This window comes from Citrobacter freundii complex sp. 2024EL-00216 (assembly GCF_043945515.1).
Classification (GTDB): Bacteria; Pseudomonadota; Gammaproteobacteria; order Enterobacterales; family Enterobacteriaceae; genus Citrobacter; species Citrobacter portucalensis.
In genome coordinates this window covers 377,916-393,337 of record NZ_JBIMRA010000002.1, presented here as the reverse complement: position 1 = coordinate 393,337, position 15,422 = coordinate 377,916, and the positions used below count along the sequence as shown (strand labels likewise).

The 15,422-nt window shown below is 53.5% G+C and carries 17 protein-coding genes; 14 read left to right on the top strand and 3 right to left on the bottom strand.

Features of this window, described 5'->3' with window-relative positions; genetic code table 11:
• Positions 1–13 precede the first annotated feature (13 nt).
• The 10 genes from rseA to acpS all read left to right on the top strand — a co-directional run bounded on the left by rseA (position 14) and on the right by acpS (position 8,965).
• Positions 14–664, top strand: a complete 651-nt coding sequence (gene rseA, locus ACHHZ7_RS04270; RefSeq protein ID WP_008785497.1) for an anti-sigma-E factor RseA — start codon at positions 14–16, stop codon at positions 662–664.
• Complete coding sequence (gene rseB, locus ACHHZ7_RS04265) at positions 664–1,620, top strand: sigma-E factor regulatory protein RseB (RefSeq protein ID WP_003835334.1); 957 nt, start codon at positions 664–666, stop codon at positions 1,618–1,620. Before rseA ends, rseB begins: the two co-directional genes overlap by 1 nt.
• Positions 1,617–2,081 carry a SoxR-reducing system protein RseC gene (gene rseC, locus ACHHZ7_RS04260; RefSeq protein WP_003037576.1) on the top strand — a complete coding sequence of 155 codons (465 nt, stop codon included), beginning with the start codon at positions 1,617–1,619 and terminating at the stop codon, positions 2,079–2,081. Before rseB ends, rseC begins: the two co-directional genes overlap by 4 nt.
• Before the next feature lie 270 nt (positions 2,082–2,351).
• Positions 2,352–4,151 carry a translation elongation factor 4 gene (lepA, locus tag ACHHZ7_RS04255; RefSeq protein ID WP_003037577.1) on the top strand — a complete coding sequence of 600 codons (1,800 nt, stop codon included), beginning with the start codon at positions 2,352–2,354 and terminating at the stop codon, positions 4,149–4,151.
• 15 nt (positions 4,152–4,166) lie between these two features.
• Complete coding sequence (gene lepB / locus ACHHZ7_RS04250) at positions 4,167–5,141, top strand: signal peptidase I (RefSeq protein WP_003835329.1); 975 nt, start codon at positions 4,167–4,169, stop codon at positions 5,139–5,141.
• A gap of 269 nt (positions 5,142–5,410) precedes the next feature.
• Positions 5,411–6,091, top strand: a complete 681-nt coding sequence (rnc, locus tag ACHHZ7_RS04245) for a ribonuclease III (RefSeq protein WP_003037579.1) — start codon at positions 5,411–5,413, stop codon at positions 6,089–6,091.
• Complete coding sequence (era, locus tag ACHHZ7_RS04240; protein ID WP_032937937.1) at positions 6,088–6,993, top strand: GTPase Era; 906 nt, start codon at positions 6,088–6,090, stop codon at positions 6,991–6,993. The genes rnc and era overlap by 4 nt, the downstream gene beginning before the upstream one ends.
• A 134-nt stretch (positions 6,994–7,127) precedes the next feature.
• A complete protein-coding gene (recO, locus tag ACHHZ7_RS04235; protein ID WP_008785495.1) occupies positions 7,128–7,838 on the top strand; it encodes a DNA repair protein RecO in 711 nt (236 codons plus the stop codon).
• 15 nt (positions 7,839–7,853) lie between these two features.
• Positions 7,854–8,585, top strand: coding sequence for a pyridoxine 5'-phosphate synthase (gene pdxJ / locus ACHHZ7_RS04230; protein WP_048215762.1), 732 nt, complete (start codon positions 7,854–7,856; stop codon positions 8,583–8,585).
• A complete protein-coding gene (acpS, locus tag ACHHZ7_RS04225; RefSeq protein WP_003037588.1) occupies positions 8,585–8,965 on the top strand; it encodes a holo-ACP synthase in 381 nt (126 codons plus the stop codon). The genes pdxJ and acpS overlap by 1 nt, the downstream gene beginning before the upstream one ends.
• Positions 8,966–9,071: 106 nt before the next feature.
• On the opposite strand, the gene ACHHZ7_RS04220 is transcribed toward acpS, so the two are convergent.
• The gene (locus ACHHZ7_RS04220; RefSeq protein ID WP_003037590.1) at positions 9,072–9,332 is read right to left on the bottom strand and encodes a YfhL family 4Fe-4S dicluster ferredoxin; all 261 of its coding nucleotides are present in this window, start codon (positions 9,330–9,332) and stop codon (positions 9,072–9,074) included.
• A gap of 55 nt (positions 9,333–9,387) precedes the next feature.
• Positions 9,388–10,236: a MurR/RpiR family transcriptional regulator gene (locus tag ACHHZ7_RS04215; RefSeq protein ID WP_008785493.1), complete on the bottom strand. Its 849-nt coding sequence runs from the start codon at positions 10,234–10,236 to the stop codon at positions 9,388–9,390.
• 117 nt (positions 10,237–10,353) lie between these two features.
• On the opposite strand from ACHHZ7_RS04215, the gene murQ reads away from it, so the two are divergent.
• The 4 genes from murQ to tadA are packed head-to-tail and all read left to right on the top strand — an operon-like array spanning position 10,354 to position 13,825.
• A complete protein-coding gene (gene murQ / locus ACHHZ7_RS04210) occupies positions 10,354–11,247 on the top strand; it encodes an N-acetylmuramic acid 6-phosphate etherase (RefSeq protein WP_032944255.1) in 894 nt (297 codons plus the stop codon).
• 9 nt (positions 11,248–11,256) lie between these two features.
• A complete protein-coding gene (locus ACHHZ7_RS04205) occupies positions 11,257–12,621 on the top strand; it encodes a PTS transporter subunit EIIC (RefSeq protein WP_032944253.1) in 1,365 nt (454 codons plus the stop codon).
• 3 nt (positions 12,622–12,624) lie between these two features.
• Positions 12,625–13,260, top strand: coding sequence for a phosphatidylglycerophosphatase C (gene yfhb / locus ACHHZ7_RS04200; RefSeq protein WP_032944252.1), 636 nt, complete (start codon positions 12,625–12,627; stop codon positions 13,258–13,260).
• A gap of 28 nt (positions 13,261–13,288) precedes the next feature.
• Positions 13,289–13,825, top strand: a complete 537-nt coding sequence (tadA, locus tag ACHHZ7_RS04195) for a tRNA adenosine(34) deaminase TadA (RefSeq protein WP_071845284.1) — start codon at positions 13,289–13,291, stop codon at positions 13,823–13,825.
• A gap of 40 nt (positions 13,826–13,865) precedes the next feature.
• Here the strand turns inward: tadA and mltF are convergent, their stop codons facing one another.
• Positions 13,866–15,416 carry a membrane-bound lytic murein transglycosylase MltF gene (gene mltF / locus ACHHZ7_RS04190; protein ID WP_008785489.1) on the bottom strand — a complete coding sequence of 517 codons (1,551 nt, stop codon included), beginning with the start codon at positions 15,414–15,416 and terminating at the stop codon, positions 13,866–13,868.
• Positions 15,417–15,422 lie beyond the last annotated feature (6 nt).

Here is a 15,422-nt window from a genome sequence, read left to right as displayed (position 1 = left end):
AAAGGTATTAGGCATGCAGAAAGAGAAACTTTCCGCTTTAATGGATGGCGAAACGCTGGATACTGAGTTACTCAAAGAGCTAACTCACGACCCGGAAATGCAAAAAACCTGGGAGAGTTATCACCTGATTCGCGATTCCATGCGAGGTGATACCGCCGACGTTCTCCATTTCGATATTTCCGCCCGCGTAATGGCCGCCATCCAGGATGAGCCAGTACGCCAGACGGCGCCATTGATTCCTGAGGCCCAGCCAGCACCGCACCAGTGGCAGAAAATGCCATTCTGGAAGAAAATGCGTCCGTGGGCCGCGCAGCTTACCCAAATGGGTGTGGCCGCGTGCGTATCACTTGCAGTTATCGTTGGCGTCCAGCACTATAATGGGCAATCTGAAACGTCCCAGCAGCCCGAAACACCGGTATTTAATACATTACCGATGATGGGTAAAGCCAGTCCGGTTAGCTTGGGTGTACCTTCTGACGCGACGGCCAGCGGCGGTCAACAACAGCAGGTACAGGAGCAGCGTCGTCGTATTAATGCCATGTTGCAGGATTACGAATTGCAACGTCGACTGCACTCTGAACAGCTTCAGTTTGAGCAGGCCCAAACACAGCAAGCCGCGGTGCAGGTGCCAGGAATTCAAACTTTAGGAACGCAATCGCAGTAATGAAGCAACTTTGGTTTGCCATGTCACTTGTGGCTGGTAGCCTGTTCTTCTCTGTAAACGCCTCGGCCAATCCTGCGTCCGGGGCTTTGTTGCAGCAGATGAATCTGGCCAGCCAGTCGCTAACCTATGAGCTGTCATTTGTCAGCATTAATAAGCAGGGTGTTGAATCCCTACGTTATCGTCATGCCCGCCAGGATAACCGTCCACTCGCGCAACTATTACAAATGGATGGACCGCGCCGGGAAGTTGTGCAACGCGGCAACGAAATTAGCTATTTTGAGCCTGGTCTCGAACCGTTCACGCTGAACGGCGATTATATCGTTGACTCTCTGCCATCCCTGATTTACACCGATTTCAAACGCCTTGCTCCCTACTATGATTTTATCTCAGTAGGCCGCACCCGTATTGCCGATCGGCTCTGTGAAGTGATCCGCGTTGTGGCGCGTGACGGCACCCGTTACAGCTATATCGTTTGGATGGACACGGAGACCAAACTGCCAATGCGTGTCGATCTCCTCGATCGTGATGGCGAAACGCTGGAACAGTTCCGTGTGATCTCCTTTACCGTGAATAACGGTGTTAGCGACAGCATGCAGACGTTAGCAAAAGCGAATTTACCACCGTTGCTGTCGGTTCCTGCAGGCGAGAAAACCAACTTCAACTGGAGTCCGTCGTGGTTGCCACAAGGTTTCAGTGAGGTCTCAAGCAGTCGACGTCCGCTGCCGACGATGGATAACATGCCGATTGAATCACGCCTTTATTCTGATGGCCTGTTTAGTTTCTCCGTGAACGTAAACCGTGCGACGCAGAACAGCGCCGATCAACTGCTGCGTACTGGCCGCAGAACGGTCAGCACCAGCGTGCGTGATAACGCGGAAATTACGATTGTGGGCGAGCTTCCGCCACAAACGGCGAAGCGTATCGCGGACAATATCAAGTTCAGGGCAGCACAATGATTAAAGAGTGGGCGACGGTCGTCTCCTGGCAAAATGGTCTGGCGACGGTCAGCTGTGATGTTAAAGCATCATGTAGCAGCTGCGCTTCCCGGGCCGGATGCGGGAGCCGCGTGCTGAACAAACTGGGACCACAGACCACACACACTATCGTGGTGCCCTGCGACGAACCCTTGACCCCTGGTCAAAAAGTTGAACTGGGCATTGCCGAAGGTAGCCTGTTGGGATCGGCGATGCTGGTCTACATGTCTCCGTTGGCGGGACTGTTTCTTTTCGCGGCGCTGTTCCAGGTGCTGTTTGGTTCCGATCTTGCGGCATTAAGCGGCGCAGTGCTGGGGGGCGTGGGCGGATTCCTGATTGCTCGTGGATACTCTCGTAAGCTTGCTGAGCGCGAAGCCTGGCAGCCGGTCATTCTGAACGTTGCTCTCCCACCCGATCTTATTCGCGTCGAAACCCAGCAGTGATATCTTTGCCTGATGGCGTTGCGCTTGTCAGGTCTACAGCGTGCTCAGATGCAGGCGTAGGCCGGATAAGGCGTTTATGCCGCCATCCGGCAAAAGTTTCACCGACTTTGCAAGGTTGTTTCCAGTTCCCGCTATCCTTGCTCTATGAACGTTTCCTCGCCTCAGCGTTGTAGTGTAGAATGCGGCGTTTCACTTAAACAGACGTTAAGCTCAGATCAGCGACTTCTCAGAGCCTGCTCCGGCGGGCGTAAGGCACAATAATTACACTATATGAAGAACATACGTAACTTTTCAATCATAGCTCACATCGACCACGGTAAATCGACGCTGTCTGACCGTATTATCCAGATCTGCGGTGGCCTGTCTGACCGTGAAATGGAAGCGCAGGTTCTCGACTCGATGGATCTTGAGCGTGAGCGCGGTATTACTATCAAAGCGCAGAGCGTGACGCTCGATTTCAAAGCATCTGATGGTGAAACCTATCAGCTTAACTTTATCGACACCCCGGGCCACGTTGACTTCTCGTATGAAGTTTCCCGCTCGCTTGCTGCCTGTGAAGGCGCATTGCTGGTGGTTGATGCCGGACAGGGCGTAGAAGCGCAGACCCTGGCTAACTGCTATACCGCCATGGAAATGGATCTGGAAGTAGTACCGGTACTGAATAAAATTGACCTGCCAGCCGCCGATCCTGAACGCGTAGCGGAAGAGATCGAAGATATCGTCGGTATCGATGCGACAGATGCCGTTCGCTGCTCGGCGAAAACCGGCGTTGGCGTCACTGACGTTCTTGAACGTCTGGTACGCGACATTCCGCCGCCGGAAGGCGATCCGGAAGGCCCATTGCAGGCGCTGATCATCGACTCCTGGTTCGATAACTACCTTGGCGTGGTGTCACTGGTGCGTATTAAAAACGGCACCATGCGTAAAGGCGACAAAATTAAAGTAATGAGCACCGGTCAGGTCTATAACGCTGACCGTCTGGGCATCTTCACGCCAAAACAGGTTGACCGTACCGAGCTGAAATGCGGCGAGGTAGGTTGGTTGGTTTGTGCGATTAAAGACATCCTCGGCGCACCGGTTGGCGATACCCTGACGCAGGCGCGTAACCCGGCAGACAAACCGCTGCCAGGCTTTAAAAAAGTGAAGCCGCAGGTTTACGCCGGTCTGTTCCCGGTGAGCTCTGACGACTATGAAAACTTCCGTGACGCGCTTGGCAAACTGAGCCTGAACGACGCCTCCCTGTTCTACGAACCGGAAAGCTCTACCGCGCTGGGCTTCGGCTTCCGTTGTGGTTTCCTTGGTCTGCTGCACATGGAGATCATTCAGGAACGTCTGGAGCGTGAATACGATCTGGATCTGATCACCACCGCGCCGACCGTAGTCTACGAAGTCGAAACCACGGCGAAAGAGACTATCTACGTCGATAGCCCGTCCAAGCTGCCGCCGCTGAACAACATCTACGAACTGCGTGAGCCGATCGCTGAGTGTCACATGTTGCTGCCGCAGGCTTACCTTGGCAACGTCATCACCCTGTGTATCGAGAAGCGTGGCGTCCAGACCAACATGGTTTACCACGGTAACCAGGTGGCGCTGACGTATGAGATTCCAATGGCGGAAGTCGTACTCGATTTCTTCGACCGTCTGAAGTCGACCTCTCGCGGCTACGCGTCGCTGGACTATAACTTCAAACGCTTCCAAGCGTCTGACATGGTGCGTGTTGATGTCCTTATCAACAACGAACGTGTCGATGCGCTGGCGCTGATTACCCACCGCGACAACTCCCAGAGCCGTGGCCGTGAACTGGTTGAGAAGATGAAAGATCTGATCCCTCGCCAGCAGTTTGATATCGCGATCCAGGCGGCCATTGGTACGCACATCATCGCGCGTTCAACGGTTAAGCAGCTGCGTAAAAACGTTCTGGCGAAATGCTACGGTGGCGATATCAGCCGTAAGAAAAAGCTGCTGCAAAAACAGAAAGAGGGTAAAAAGCGCATGAAGCAGATCGGTAACGTCGAACTGCCGCAGGAAGCGTTCCTCGCCATTCTGCATGTCGGTAAAGACAGCAAATAATCTTAAGGAGTTGGCATGGCGAACATGTTTGCCCTGATTCTGGTGATTGCCACACTGGTGACGGGCATTTTATGGTGCGTAGATAAATTCATCTTCGCGCCAAAGCGCCGGGAGCGTCAGGCAGCAGCGCAAGCTGCTGCAGGTGATTCACTGGATAAAGCTACGCTGAAAAAAGTGGCACCTAAGCCAGGCTGGCTGGAAACCGGGGCGTCCGTTTTCCCGGTACTGGCGATTGTGCTGGTGGTGCGTTCATTTATCTATGAACCATTCCAGATCCCGTCAGGTTCGATGATGCCGACGCTGCTTATCGGTGACTTTATCCTGGTGGAGAAATTCGCCTACGGGATTAAAGATCCGATTTACCAGAAAACGTTGATCGAAACCGGTCATCCGAAACGCGGTGATATCGTGGTGTTTAAATACCCGGAAGATCCGCGTCTGGACTACATTAAACGTGCTGTCGGTTTACCGGGAGACAAAGTAACGTACGATCCAGTGGCGAAAGAGGTGACTATTCAGCCAGGATGCCGTTCCGGTCAGGCGTGTGAAAACGCGCTGCCGGTAACGTACTCTGATGTTCAGCCAAGTGATTTTGTACAGACCTTTGCTCGTCGTAACGGCGGTGAAGCGACCAGCGGCTTCTTTGAAGTTCCGCTGAACGAAACGAAAGAGAACGGTATTCGCCTTTCTGAGCGTAAAGAAACGCTGGGTGAGGTTACGCACCGCATTCTGACCGTGCCGATTGCGCAGGATCAGGTGGGGATGTATTACCGTCAACCTGGTCAGCCGTTGGCAACCTGGATCGTTCCGCCGGGACACTACTTCATGATGGGTGATAACCGTGATAACAGCGCGGACAGCCGTTACTGGGGATTTGTACCGGAAGCGAATCTGGTTGGTAAAGCGACCGCTATCTGGATGAGTTTTGATAAGCAAGAAGGTGAATGGCCGACCGGTGTGCGTTTAAGCCGTATTGGTGGCATTCACTAATCACCGATAATCGTTCACGTTGTCGTCATTACGGCGGCAGCGTGAATTATTTCTCGGATAAATTCCCGCAGACTAACGACATCCCTTGTCGTTGTGTATAGAATATTCCCCCGAAGTTTTAGGTTGGCACCGACAGGTTGCCACGGCACACGAAACAGCGTTGGTTTGTATATAAATGCATGCAGGCGAAGCCAGATGGCTCAGCGAAGTGCGTATATCAGGTCTGTTTCGTGTGCTGAATTGTTGACGCATTCTTTTATTGGTATCGCATGAACCCCATCGTAATTAATCGGCTTCAACGGAAGCTGGGCTACACTTTTAATCATCAGGAGCTGTTGCAGCAGGCATTAACTCACCGGAGCGCCAGCAGCAAACATAACGAGCGTTTAGAATTTTTAGGCGACTCTATTTTGAGCTTTGTTATCGCTAATGCGCTGTATCACCGTTTCCCGCGTGTGGATGAAGGTGATATGAGCCGCATGCGCGCGACGCTGGTTCGCGGCAATACGCTGGCTGAATTAGCCCGTGAGTTTGACCTCGGTGAATGTTTACGTTTGGGGCCAGGTGAGCTGAAAAGCGGCGGCTTCCGTCGTGAATCAATCCTGGCGGATACCGTTGAAGCTTTGATCGGCGGCGTCTTCCTCGACAGCGATATTCAAACCGTTGAGCAATTGATCCTGAACTGGTATCAAACTCGTCTGGATGAAATTAGCCCAGGCGACAAACAAAAAGATCCGAAAACGCGCCTGCAGGAATATTTGCAGGGTCGCCACCTGCCTCTGCCGTCTTATTTGGTGGTGCAGGTCCGTGGTGAAGCACACGATCAAGAATTTACTATCCACTGCCAGGTCAGCGGCCTGAGTGAACCGGTGGTTGGCACAGGTTCGAGCCGTCGTAAGGCTGAGCAGGCTGCCGCCGAACAGGCGTTGAAAAAACTGGAGCTGGAATGAGCGAAGAGAAAACTTACTGCGGATTTATTGCTATCGTCGGTCGCCCGAACGTCGGCAAATCCACCCTGTTGAATAATCTGCTTGGGCAGAAGATTTCTATTACCTCACGTAAGGCTCAGACAACACGTCACCGTATTGTTGGCATCCATACCGAAGGCGCGTATCAGGCGATTTATGTTGATACCCCGGGTCTGCATATGGAAGAAAAACGGGCTATTAACCGCCTGATGAACAAAGCGGCGAGCAGCTCGATCGGTGATGTTGAACTGGTTATTTTCGTTGTCGAAGGCACCCGCTGGACGCCGGACGACGAAATGGTGCTCAACAAGCTGCGTGATGGCAAAGCCCCGGTTATTCTGGCCGTCAACAAAGTCGACAACGTTCAGGAAAAAGCCGATCTGCTGCCGCACCTGCAGTTCCTGGCAAGCCAGATGAACTTCCTTGATATCGTACCGATTTCTGCCGAAACCGGCTTGAATGTCGATACCGTTGCGGGCATCGTGCGTAAGCATTTGCCGGAAGCTATTCATCACTTCCCGGAAGATTACATCACCGACCGTTCTCAGCGCTTTATGGCCTCTGAAATCATCCGTGAAAAGCTGATGCGTTTTCTGGGTGCTGAACTGCCGTACTCCGTTACCGTGGAGATTGAGCGTTTTATCTCTAACGAGCGCGGTGGCTACGACATCAACGGTCTGATCCTCGTTGAACGTGAAGGGCAGAAGAAGATGGTTATTGGCAACAAAGGGGCCAAGATTAAAACCATCGGCATCGAAGCGCGTAAAGACATGCAGGAGATGTTCGAAGCGCCCGTTCACCTCGAACTGTGGGTGAAAGTGAAATCCGGCTGGGCCGATGACGAACGCGCGCTGCGCAGCCTCGGTTACGGCGACGACCAGTAGTTTTAATACTCTATGGCTTTCGAGGTGCAGGAAGGCGGCAAGTCCGTGAATCCCCGGGAGCTTACTCTCGTAAGTGACTGGGGTGAACGGGCGCAGCCAACGCACCTGCAACTTGAAAGACGACGAGTATTATGATGGAAGGATGGCAACGCGCTTTTGTCCTGCACAGTCGCCCCTGGAGCGAAACCAGTCTCGTGCTGGACGTCTTCACGGAAGAGTCGGGTCGCGTGCGCCTTGTGGCTAAAGGCGCACGTTCCAAACGCTCCAATCTTAAAGGCGCACTCCAGCCTTTTACCCCGTTGTTGCTTCGCTTTGGTGGACGTGGTGAGGTCAAAACCTTGCGCAGCGCCGAAGCCGTTTCTCTGGCACTCCCCCTTAGCGGAATCACGCTGTACAGCGGCTTGTATATTAACGAGCTTATCTCGCGCGTACTCGAGTACGAAACCCGTTTTTCTGCACTCTTTTTCGATTACCTGAACTGCATTCAGGCGCTGGCTGGCGCGACGGGTTCGCCAGAACCTGCGTTGCGTCGCTTTGAGCTGGCCTTACTTGGTCATCTGGGGTATGGCGTCGATTTTACCCACTGTGCGGGCAGCGGCGAGCCGGTAGACGACACCATGACCTATCGCTACAGGGAAGAAAAAGGGTTTATCGCAAGCGTTGTGATTGATAACGCCACCTTTACCGGACGCCATCTGAAAGCACTCGAATCGCGGGAATTTCCGGATGCTGATACGCTTCGCGCCGCGAAACGCTTTACCCGCATGGCGTTAAAGCCGTATCTTGGTGGTAAGCCCTTAAAGAGCCGCGAATTATTCCGGCAGTTTATGCCGAAGCGAAAATAAAAAACGAGGATTGTCATGGCCGAATTACTGTTAGGCGTCAACATTGACCACATTGCCACTTTACGTAATGCACGCGGTACCGCATATCCGGACCCGGTTCAGGCAGCGTTTATCGTTGAACAGGCGGGCGCGGACGGTATTACCGTACACCTGCGTGAAGACCGTCGTCATATCACCGACCGTGACGTACGTATTTTGCGCCAGACGCTGGATACACGCATGAATCTGGAAATGGCAGTCACCGAAGAGATGCTGTCGATTGCCGTTGAGACTAAGCCGCATTTTTGCTGCCTGGTGCCGGAAAAGCGTCAGGAAGTTACCACTGAAGGTGGGCTGGACGTCGCCGGTCAGCGTGACAAGATGCGCGATGCCTGCAAACGCCTGGCGGACGCAGGCATTCTGGTTTCGCTGTTTATCGATGCCGATGAAGAGCAGATTAAGGCCGCTTCGGAAGTTGGCGCACCGTTTATTGAAATTCACACTGGCTGTTACGCCGATGCGAAAACCGACGCAGAACAGGCCAGCGAACTGGCGCGTATCGCCAAAGCGGCAACCTATGCTGCAAGTCTTGGCCTGAAGGTGAATGCGGGTCACGGTCTGACGTATCACAATGTTAAAGCTATCGCGCGTATCCCGGAAATGCACGAGCTGAATATTGGCCATGCCATTATTGGACGTGCGGTGATGAGCGGCCTGAAAGAGGCCGTAGTAGAAATGAAGCGCCTGATGCTGGAAGCGCGTGGCTAATGGCGATTCTGGGATTAGGTACGGATATCGTGGAGATTGCCCGCATCGAAGCGGTGATCTCCCGTTCCGGCGACCGCCTGGCAAGACGTGTGCTCAGCGACAACGAATGGGCAATCTGGGAAACGCATCAGCAGCCGGTGCGTTTTCTGGCGAAGCGTTTTGCAGTCAAAGAGGCGGCAGCAAAAGCCTTTGGCACGGGTATTCGCAATGGGCTGGCATTTAATCAGTTTGAAGTCTTTAACGACGAACTTGGTAAGCCGCGTTTGCGATTATGGGGAGAGGCGTTAAAACTGGCGGAAAAACTCGGCGTTGCGCACATGCATGTGACGCTGGCCGATGAGCGTCACTACGCCTGCGCCACGGTGATTATCGAAAGTTAGATTCAGGACGATGCCGGATGGCGACGCGTAGCGTCTTATCCGGCCTACGGGTTATGCGTTTGTTGCAGGGGCAGGGTAGGGGTTTCATCGCCAGATGGCGACGCGGCTAAAGTTTATCGGCGTGGTGCATCAGCACAAACTTATCCCACAGCTGCTCTTCTGTTTCGACATGCGCCGGATCTTTCAAAATAGTATTGGGGATCGGGCACACTTTCTGGCAGGTTGGCGTGTCGTAATGGCCTACGCATTCCGTACACTTGTCGCTGTTAATCTCGTAAATGCTATCACCCATCGAAATCGCCTCATTCGGGCATTCGGGCTCGCACATATCGCAATTGATACACTTTTTAGTGATTAACAGGGCCATCAGGAAACTCTCAAAACATCACAAATCGGGCGGGCATTATACGCGCATTCTTTGCTCAGACCAGTTTTTTTACCAGCGCTTCGCTGTGACGAATGCGTTCCGGGGCATGCTCCAGATCCTGCTGCACCAGCGCCATAAACAGTAAATCGGTGAGCATCATTTGCGCGTGGGTGGAGGAGATCGCGGCGCTGCGCGTGGCCTGCTCCTCGGCAATGGTGTACAGACAATGATTTGCCCGTTGCTGCAGTGCGTTCGGTGTAAATCCGGTGATGGCGAGGATTTTCGCGCCGGTGCGCAACGTTTCATCCGCAGCCAGGTTGAGTTCGCGACGCTCTCCGGTATACGAAATGGCCAGCAGTAGATCGTTAGGCGAAAGCGCCTGCACCGTCGCCAGTAGGGCGTGCATATCGCGTTCCACCACCGCGTTAAAACCAATCTTCAGCAGCTTCCAGGCAAAATTCTGTGCTACCAGACCCGATGCGCCAATCCCGGTCACGATAATGCGGCGGGCTGAACGCAGCATCGTGACGCTCTCCATCAGTTTCTCTTCGCTGTTGACGTCCAGCGTCGCATGCATCGCCGCCACGTTCTCTTTAATCAGTTTCTCGCCTACCATTCGCATTGGGTCGTCACCGCGAATCTGATTATGTACCGGAATGGAATGGGGATTAGGATTGCTGGCCAATGCTTCGCTAATCGCCAGTTTGAGTGCCGGGAATCCTTTAAAGCCCATCTTTTGCGCGAATTTCACCACGCTGGACTGGCTGACGCCCGCTTCAAAGGCCAGCTGTTGTGAACTGAGATGACGCGCAGTATCCGGCTGAGCAAGAAGATAATCCGCAAGTTTTTTATCGCTTTGCGCGAGATCCGGATAACGCTGACGAATGCGAATTAAACAGTTCATGCTTTCTCCTGGCGAAAATGTGATGGCGATTACAAAACAAAATATCACTCGCCTTAGTGAATATAATATTCCATTATGACAGATTATTATGAATTAAAAATTCCTAAGGAACAAAAAATGAATCTCGGTGCGTTAGTTTCAGAAACCCGCAATCCTCAGACCATGGATCTGGATGCGCTCTCCACTCTGGAGTTGGTTCATCGTTTTAATCAACAGGATACGCTGGTAGCTGAAGCAGTAAAAGCAACTCTTCCTGAAGTTGCGCGCGCGGTTGATGCGGCAGCTGACGCGCTAAAAGCCGGTGGACGCATTATTTACATGGGAGCAGGTACCAGCGGGCGTCTTGGGGTGCTGGACGCGTCTGAATGCCCACCGACCTTCGGCGTCCCGCACGGTCTGGTGGTTGGGCTGATTGCCGGGGGACCGGGCGCTTTGCTGAAGGCAGTAGAAGGCGCAGAAGACAACCCGCAGCTAGGCGAAGACGATCTGCGTGGGCTCAATCTTACCGCACAGGATCTGGTGGTGGGGCTGGCAGCTTCTGGTCGCACGCCGTATGTAATTGGCGGGTTGAAATATGCGCGTTCGGTGGGCTGTACAACGGCGGCTATTTCTTGCAATCCGGATTCCCCTATCGCGCATGAAGCGGATATTGCCATTTCTCCGGTAGTGGGGCCTGAGGCGCTGACCGGGTCAACACGACTGAAATCCGGCACCGCGCAAAAGCTGGTGCTCAATATGATCTCCACCGGCGCGATGGTGAAATTTGGCAAGGTGTACCAGAACCTGATGGTTGATATGCAGGCAACCAACGTCAAACTGGTCGATCGGGCGTGCCGTATGGTGGTTGAAGCCACCGGTATTGCGCGGGCTCAAGCTGAAACGCTGCTGAAGCAGACGGATTATGATGTTAAGCCAGCTATTTTAATGGCGCTCACCGGTCTGGATGCCGCTGCCGCCCGCGAAAAGCTTGCCGCTCACCAGGGTTTTTTACGCGCGGCGTTAGAACACTAAGAGGTGTATATGGATAAGACGGCGTTGCTGGCCAGCGACATCCTGCTGGGCGTTGGCGGAGAGAACAATATTCTGCGTCTGGAAAACTGTATGACCCGTGTCAGGGTGGAAGTTCAGGATGACGGGCAGATCGATATTCCCCGCCTCAGGCAACTGCCCGGCGTTAGCGGCTACGTGAAGCAGGGCACACAGCACCAGATTATTGTCGGCCCCGGTAAAGCTGCCAAAGTGGTGGATGCCATGCGTTCCCTGATTGCCGATGGCGGCGAGCGAGTAGGTGCCAATGATATTGAGCGCACCAAGTCAGAGGCCAAAGCGAAGTACAAAGCGCCGATGAGCGATGCGCTGCGCAAGCTGGCGAACGTCTTTATCCCTCTTATTCCGGCGTTTATCGCCTCTGGTTTGATTACCGGCATTATTAACATCCTTAAGCGCCCGGATATCGTGGGGGATTTTGCGACCCACTATCCAAATATGCTGGGACTGATGGGCATATTTGGCAGCGCCGTGTTTGCCATTATGAATATTCTGGTCGGGGTGAATACCGCCAAAGTTTTCGGTGGCTCCCTGGCAATGGGCGGGGTGATGGCGGGGATCCTTTCCAGCCCTCAACTGGCGCAAATTACCCTGTTTGGCGAAGCGTTGCAGCCGGGGCGCGGTGGGGTGATTGCGGTATTGCTGGTGGTTGCGCTGATGTGCTGGATCGAACGTAAATTCCGCACGCTGTTGCCGGAATCACTGGAGCTTATCCTTAACCCGCTGCTAACCACCATCATTACCGGTGTCATCGCGATTGTGGCGCTGCAACCGCTTGGCGGATGGATTTCTGAATCTATCGCTCACGGCGCATCCTGGGCTATCGATCGCGGTGGTTTTCTGGTCGGTGCTGTGCTGGCAGGAACCTTCCTGCCGTTGGTGCTCACCGGACTTCATCAGGGATTGGTGCCCATCCACGTTGAGCTGGTTCAGGCGCACGGTTATAACGCGCTTTTTCCGATCCTGGCGATGGCGGGCGTTGGGCAAATAGGTGCTGCGATCGCGGTTCTGATGAAAACCCGTAATGCGCGGCTAAAGAAAGTGATCAAAGGGGCGCTACCGGTCGGACTGCTGGGGATTGGCGAGCCGCTCATTTTTGGCGTAACGCTGCCGTTGGGTAAGCCGTTTATCGGTGCCTGTCTTGGCGGCGCGGTAGGTGGGGCGCTGATTAGCTACTGGAAGGTGGCGACGGTCATCACCTTTGGCATCTCCGGATTACCGCTGGCACTGACGATTGTTGCCGGAAAAGTGATGTTCTATCTGTTAGGCTATCTGGTAGCAGTTATCGCCGGGTTCCTGTTTACCTGGCTATTGGGATTCACTGATCCAGAGGAATAAGGTTTGACCAATCACCAGCGCCGCGTTGTCTTTTTTGATTTGGATGGCACGTTACACCAGCAGGACATGTTCGGTAGTTTTATTCGTTATCTGCTGCGTCGCCAGCCGCTGAACGCGTTGCTTGTGCTGCCTTTGTTACCGGTGATTGCGCTGGCGTTGCTGATAAAAGGACGTGCCGCCCGCTGGCCAATGAGCCTGCTGTTATGGGGATGCACTTTTGGGCGCAGCGAAGCGCGTCTGAAAGCGCATCAGGCCGACTTTGTGCGCTGGTTTCGCAGTAACGTGACGGCGTTTCCGCTCGTGCAGCAGCGGCTGACAACCTACCTGTTAAGCTCCGACGCTGATATCTGGCTTATTACCGGCTCTCCGCAGTCACTGGTCGAGCAGGTTTACTTTGATACTCCATGGCTACCGCGAGTCAATCTGATCGCCAGCAAAATGGCGCGGGGATACGGCGGCTGGGTACTGACTTTGCGCTGTCTGGGCCATGAGAAAGTGACACAACTGGAACGCCACATTGGCGCGCCGCTAAAGCTTTACAGTGGCTATAGTGACAGTAATCAGGACAATCCTCTGCTCTCTTTTTGCCAGCATCGCTGGCGCGTCACGCCGCGCGGAGAGCTTCAGCAACTCGAATAGCTAACGCACATGCAATTTGAAGTATGACGTGTATAATGCGCCCGCTTTGATTACTGGAGTTACCCCTTTGTCAGATGTTGAATTTAGCCACGAATACTGGATGCGTCATGCTTTAACGCTGGCTAAGCGCGCCTGGGATGAGCGTGAAGTCCCGGTGGGTGCGGTATTGGTACATAACAACCGAGTAATTGGCGAAGGCTGGAACCGCCCTATTGGACATCATGATCCGACTGCCCACGCTGAGATTATGGCGCTTCGTCAGGGCGGCCTGGTGCTGCAAAACTACCGCCTGTTAGATGCCACGCTGTACGTCACTCTGGAGCCGTGCGTAATGTGCGCTGGCGCGATGGTGCACAGCCGTATCGGTCGGGTCGTTTTTGGTGCGCGCGATGCGAAAACGGGCGCTGCCGGGTCATTAATGGATGTACTGCATCACCCTGGAATGAATCATCGGGTTGAAGTGACAGAGGGGGTACTGCGGGATGAATGTGCCACGTTGCTCAGTGATTTTTTCCGCATGCGCCGGCAGGAAATCAAGGCCCTGAAAAAATCCGCTAATCAGTAACTCTCAGCCTGATGGCAGTGCGCTTATCAGGCGTACAAGACTACTTCTCCTCTTTTTTATGCGGTGAAAACAGCAGGGAAGGGGAGTGCGTCAGGTAGTTTGACGACGTTTGAGACAGAAACGCCGAAAGCGGGAATTTCTCTTTACCTAATAGTTCTGCGGGCGTCACCGTCGGGTAATCCTGCGCCAGTTGCTGCGTTTCTAGCGCCTGTTTTTCTTTCTCTTGCAGATATCCCACCAAGCTAATTTGGTACTTACGGATATTTTCCACATAGGCGTAAGCTTCGTGGCCACGTGCATAGCCATAGGTCAGCTTGTTGTAATACGGCTTTTGGCTGAGCAACGGTAATCGCTGTTTTACGTCGGACCAACTGTTCGGATTGCCTTTGGTTTTCACCGTCAGCGCCCGCGCATCCAGCATGTGTGCATAACCCATGTTATAGGCTGCAAGGGCAAACCAGATGCGTTCTCCTTCGGGGACGGTATCCGGTACTTTACTCATCATATCCTGCAAGTATCGCGCGCCGCCGCTGATACTCTGTTCGGCATCGGTACGGTCGGTCAGCCCGAGACTTTGAGCAGTATTTTTGGTCAGCATCATCAGTCCGCGTACGCCGGTTGGAGAGGTGGCCTGCGCGTCCCAGTGTGATTCCTGATACGAGATAGCGGCCAGCAGTCGCCAGTCTATCTCTTGCGCATATTTCTCAAACAGCGGCTTGAGGTCCGGCAACACGCTGTCTACGGCGCGTAAAAAGGAGCGGGTATCAACATAGTCAAAATCATCGCCATGCCCGAGATATTTCTCTTCCAGCCGTGCCAGAGAACCGTCTTCATTCATGGTGTTGAAGAAATCCAGTAGGGCGGCAGACAGCGTGTTGTCATCGTCCAGCCGACTAAACCATGTCACCGGTTGTTCGTCAGAGACGTCGAGCGCTACGGCCAGCTCAGGATGCACGCGTTGATATAAGCTGATGGCAACAGAATCGGCAATGGTGTAATCCAGCTTTCCGGCGATTACATCATCAAGCAGTTCGGTGGTGCCCTTTTTGTCATCGACTTTCCAGCTCAGATCGGGAAATTTTTTCTCTTTTAGCTGCTGGAGGTCATTAACCACCACGTGCCCCGGGGCGATAGTCAGTTGGTTTTCGTTCACCGTGGCAAGCGTGCGCGGACGGTATTGCCCAACCCGGTACACCAGCTGTTGTGAAACCGAATAATAGGTCGGGCCGGGCTGGTAATTTTTAACCCGCTCGCTGTTATAGACCAGGCCTGCGGCTAGCAGGTCGGCATTGCCGTTATCCAGGTCGTCAAAAAGCTGGCTGATGTTCTGGCGTACGGTAACTTTTAACTTCACGCCTAAGTAGTCGGCAAATTCCTGGGCCAGTTCATAATCCAGACCGAATTTTTTGCCGTTGAGGGTCGCGTAAGTTAATGGCGAATCAATGGTACTGACGCGCAGCTCTCCCCGCGACTGAATGGCGGCGATACGATTTTCGGCTTTACCGAACCAGGGGATAGATGGCCAAAGGGCCGCTGCCAACAACAGCGTCAATATGCCGATGAACAGATAATTAATCTTTAATTTTTTCAATTAGTT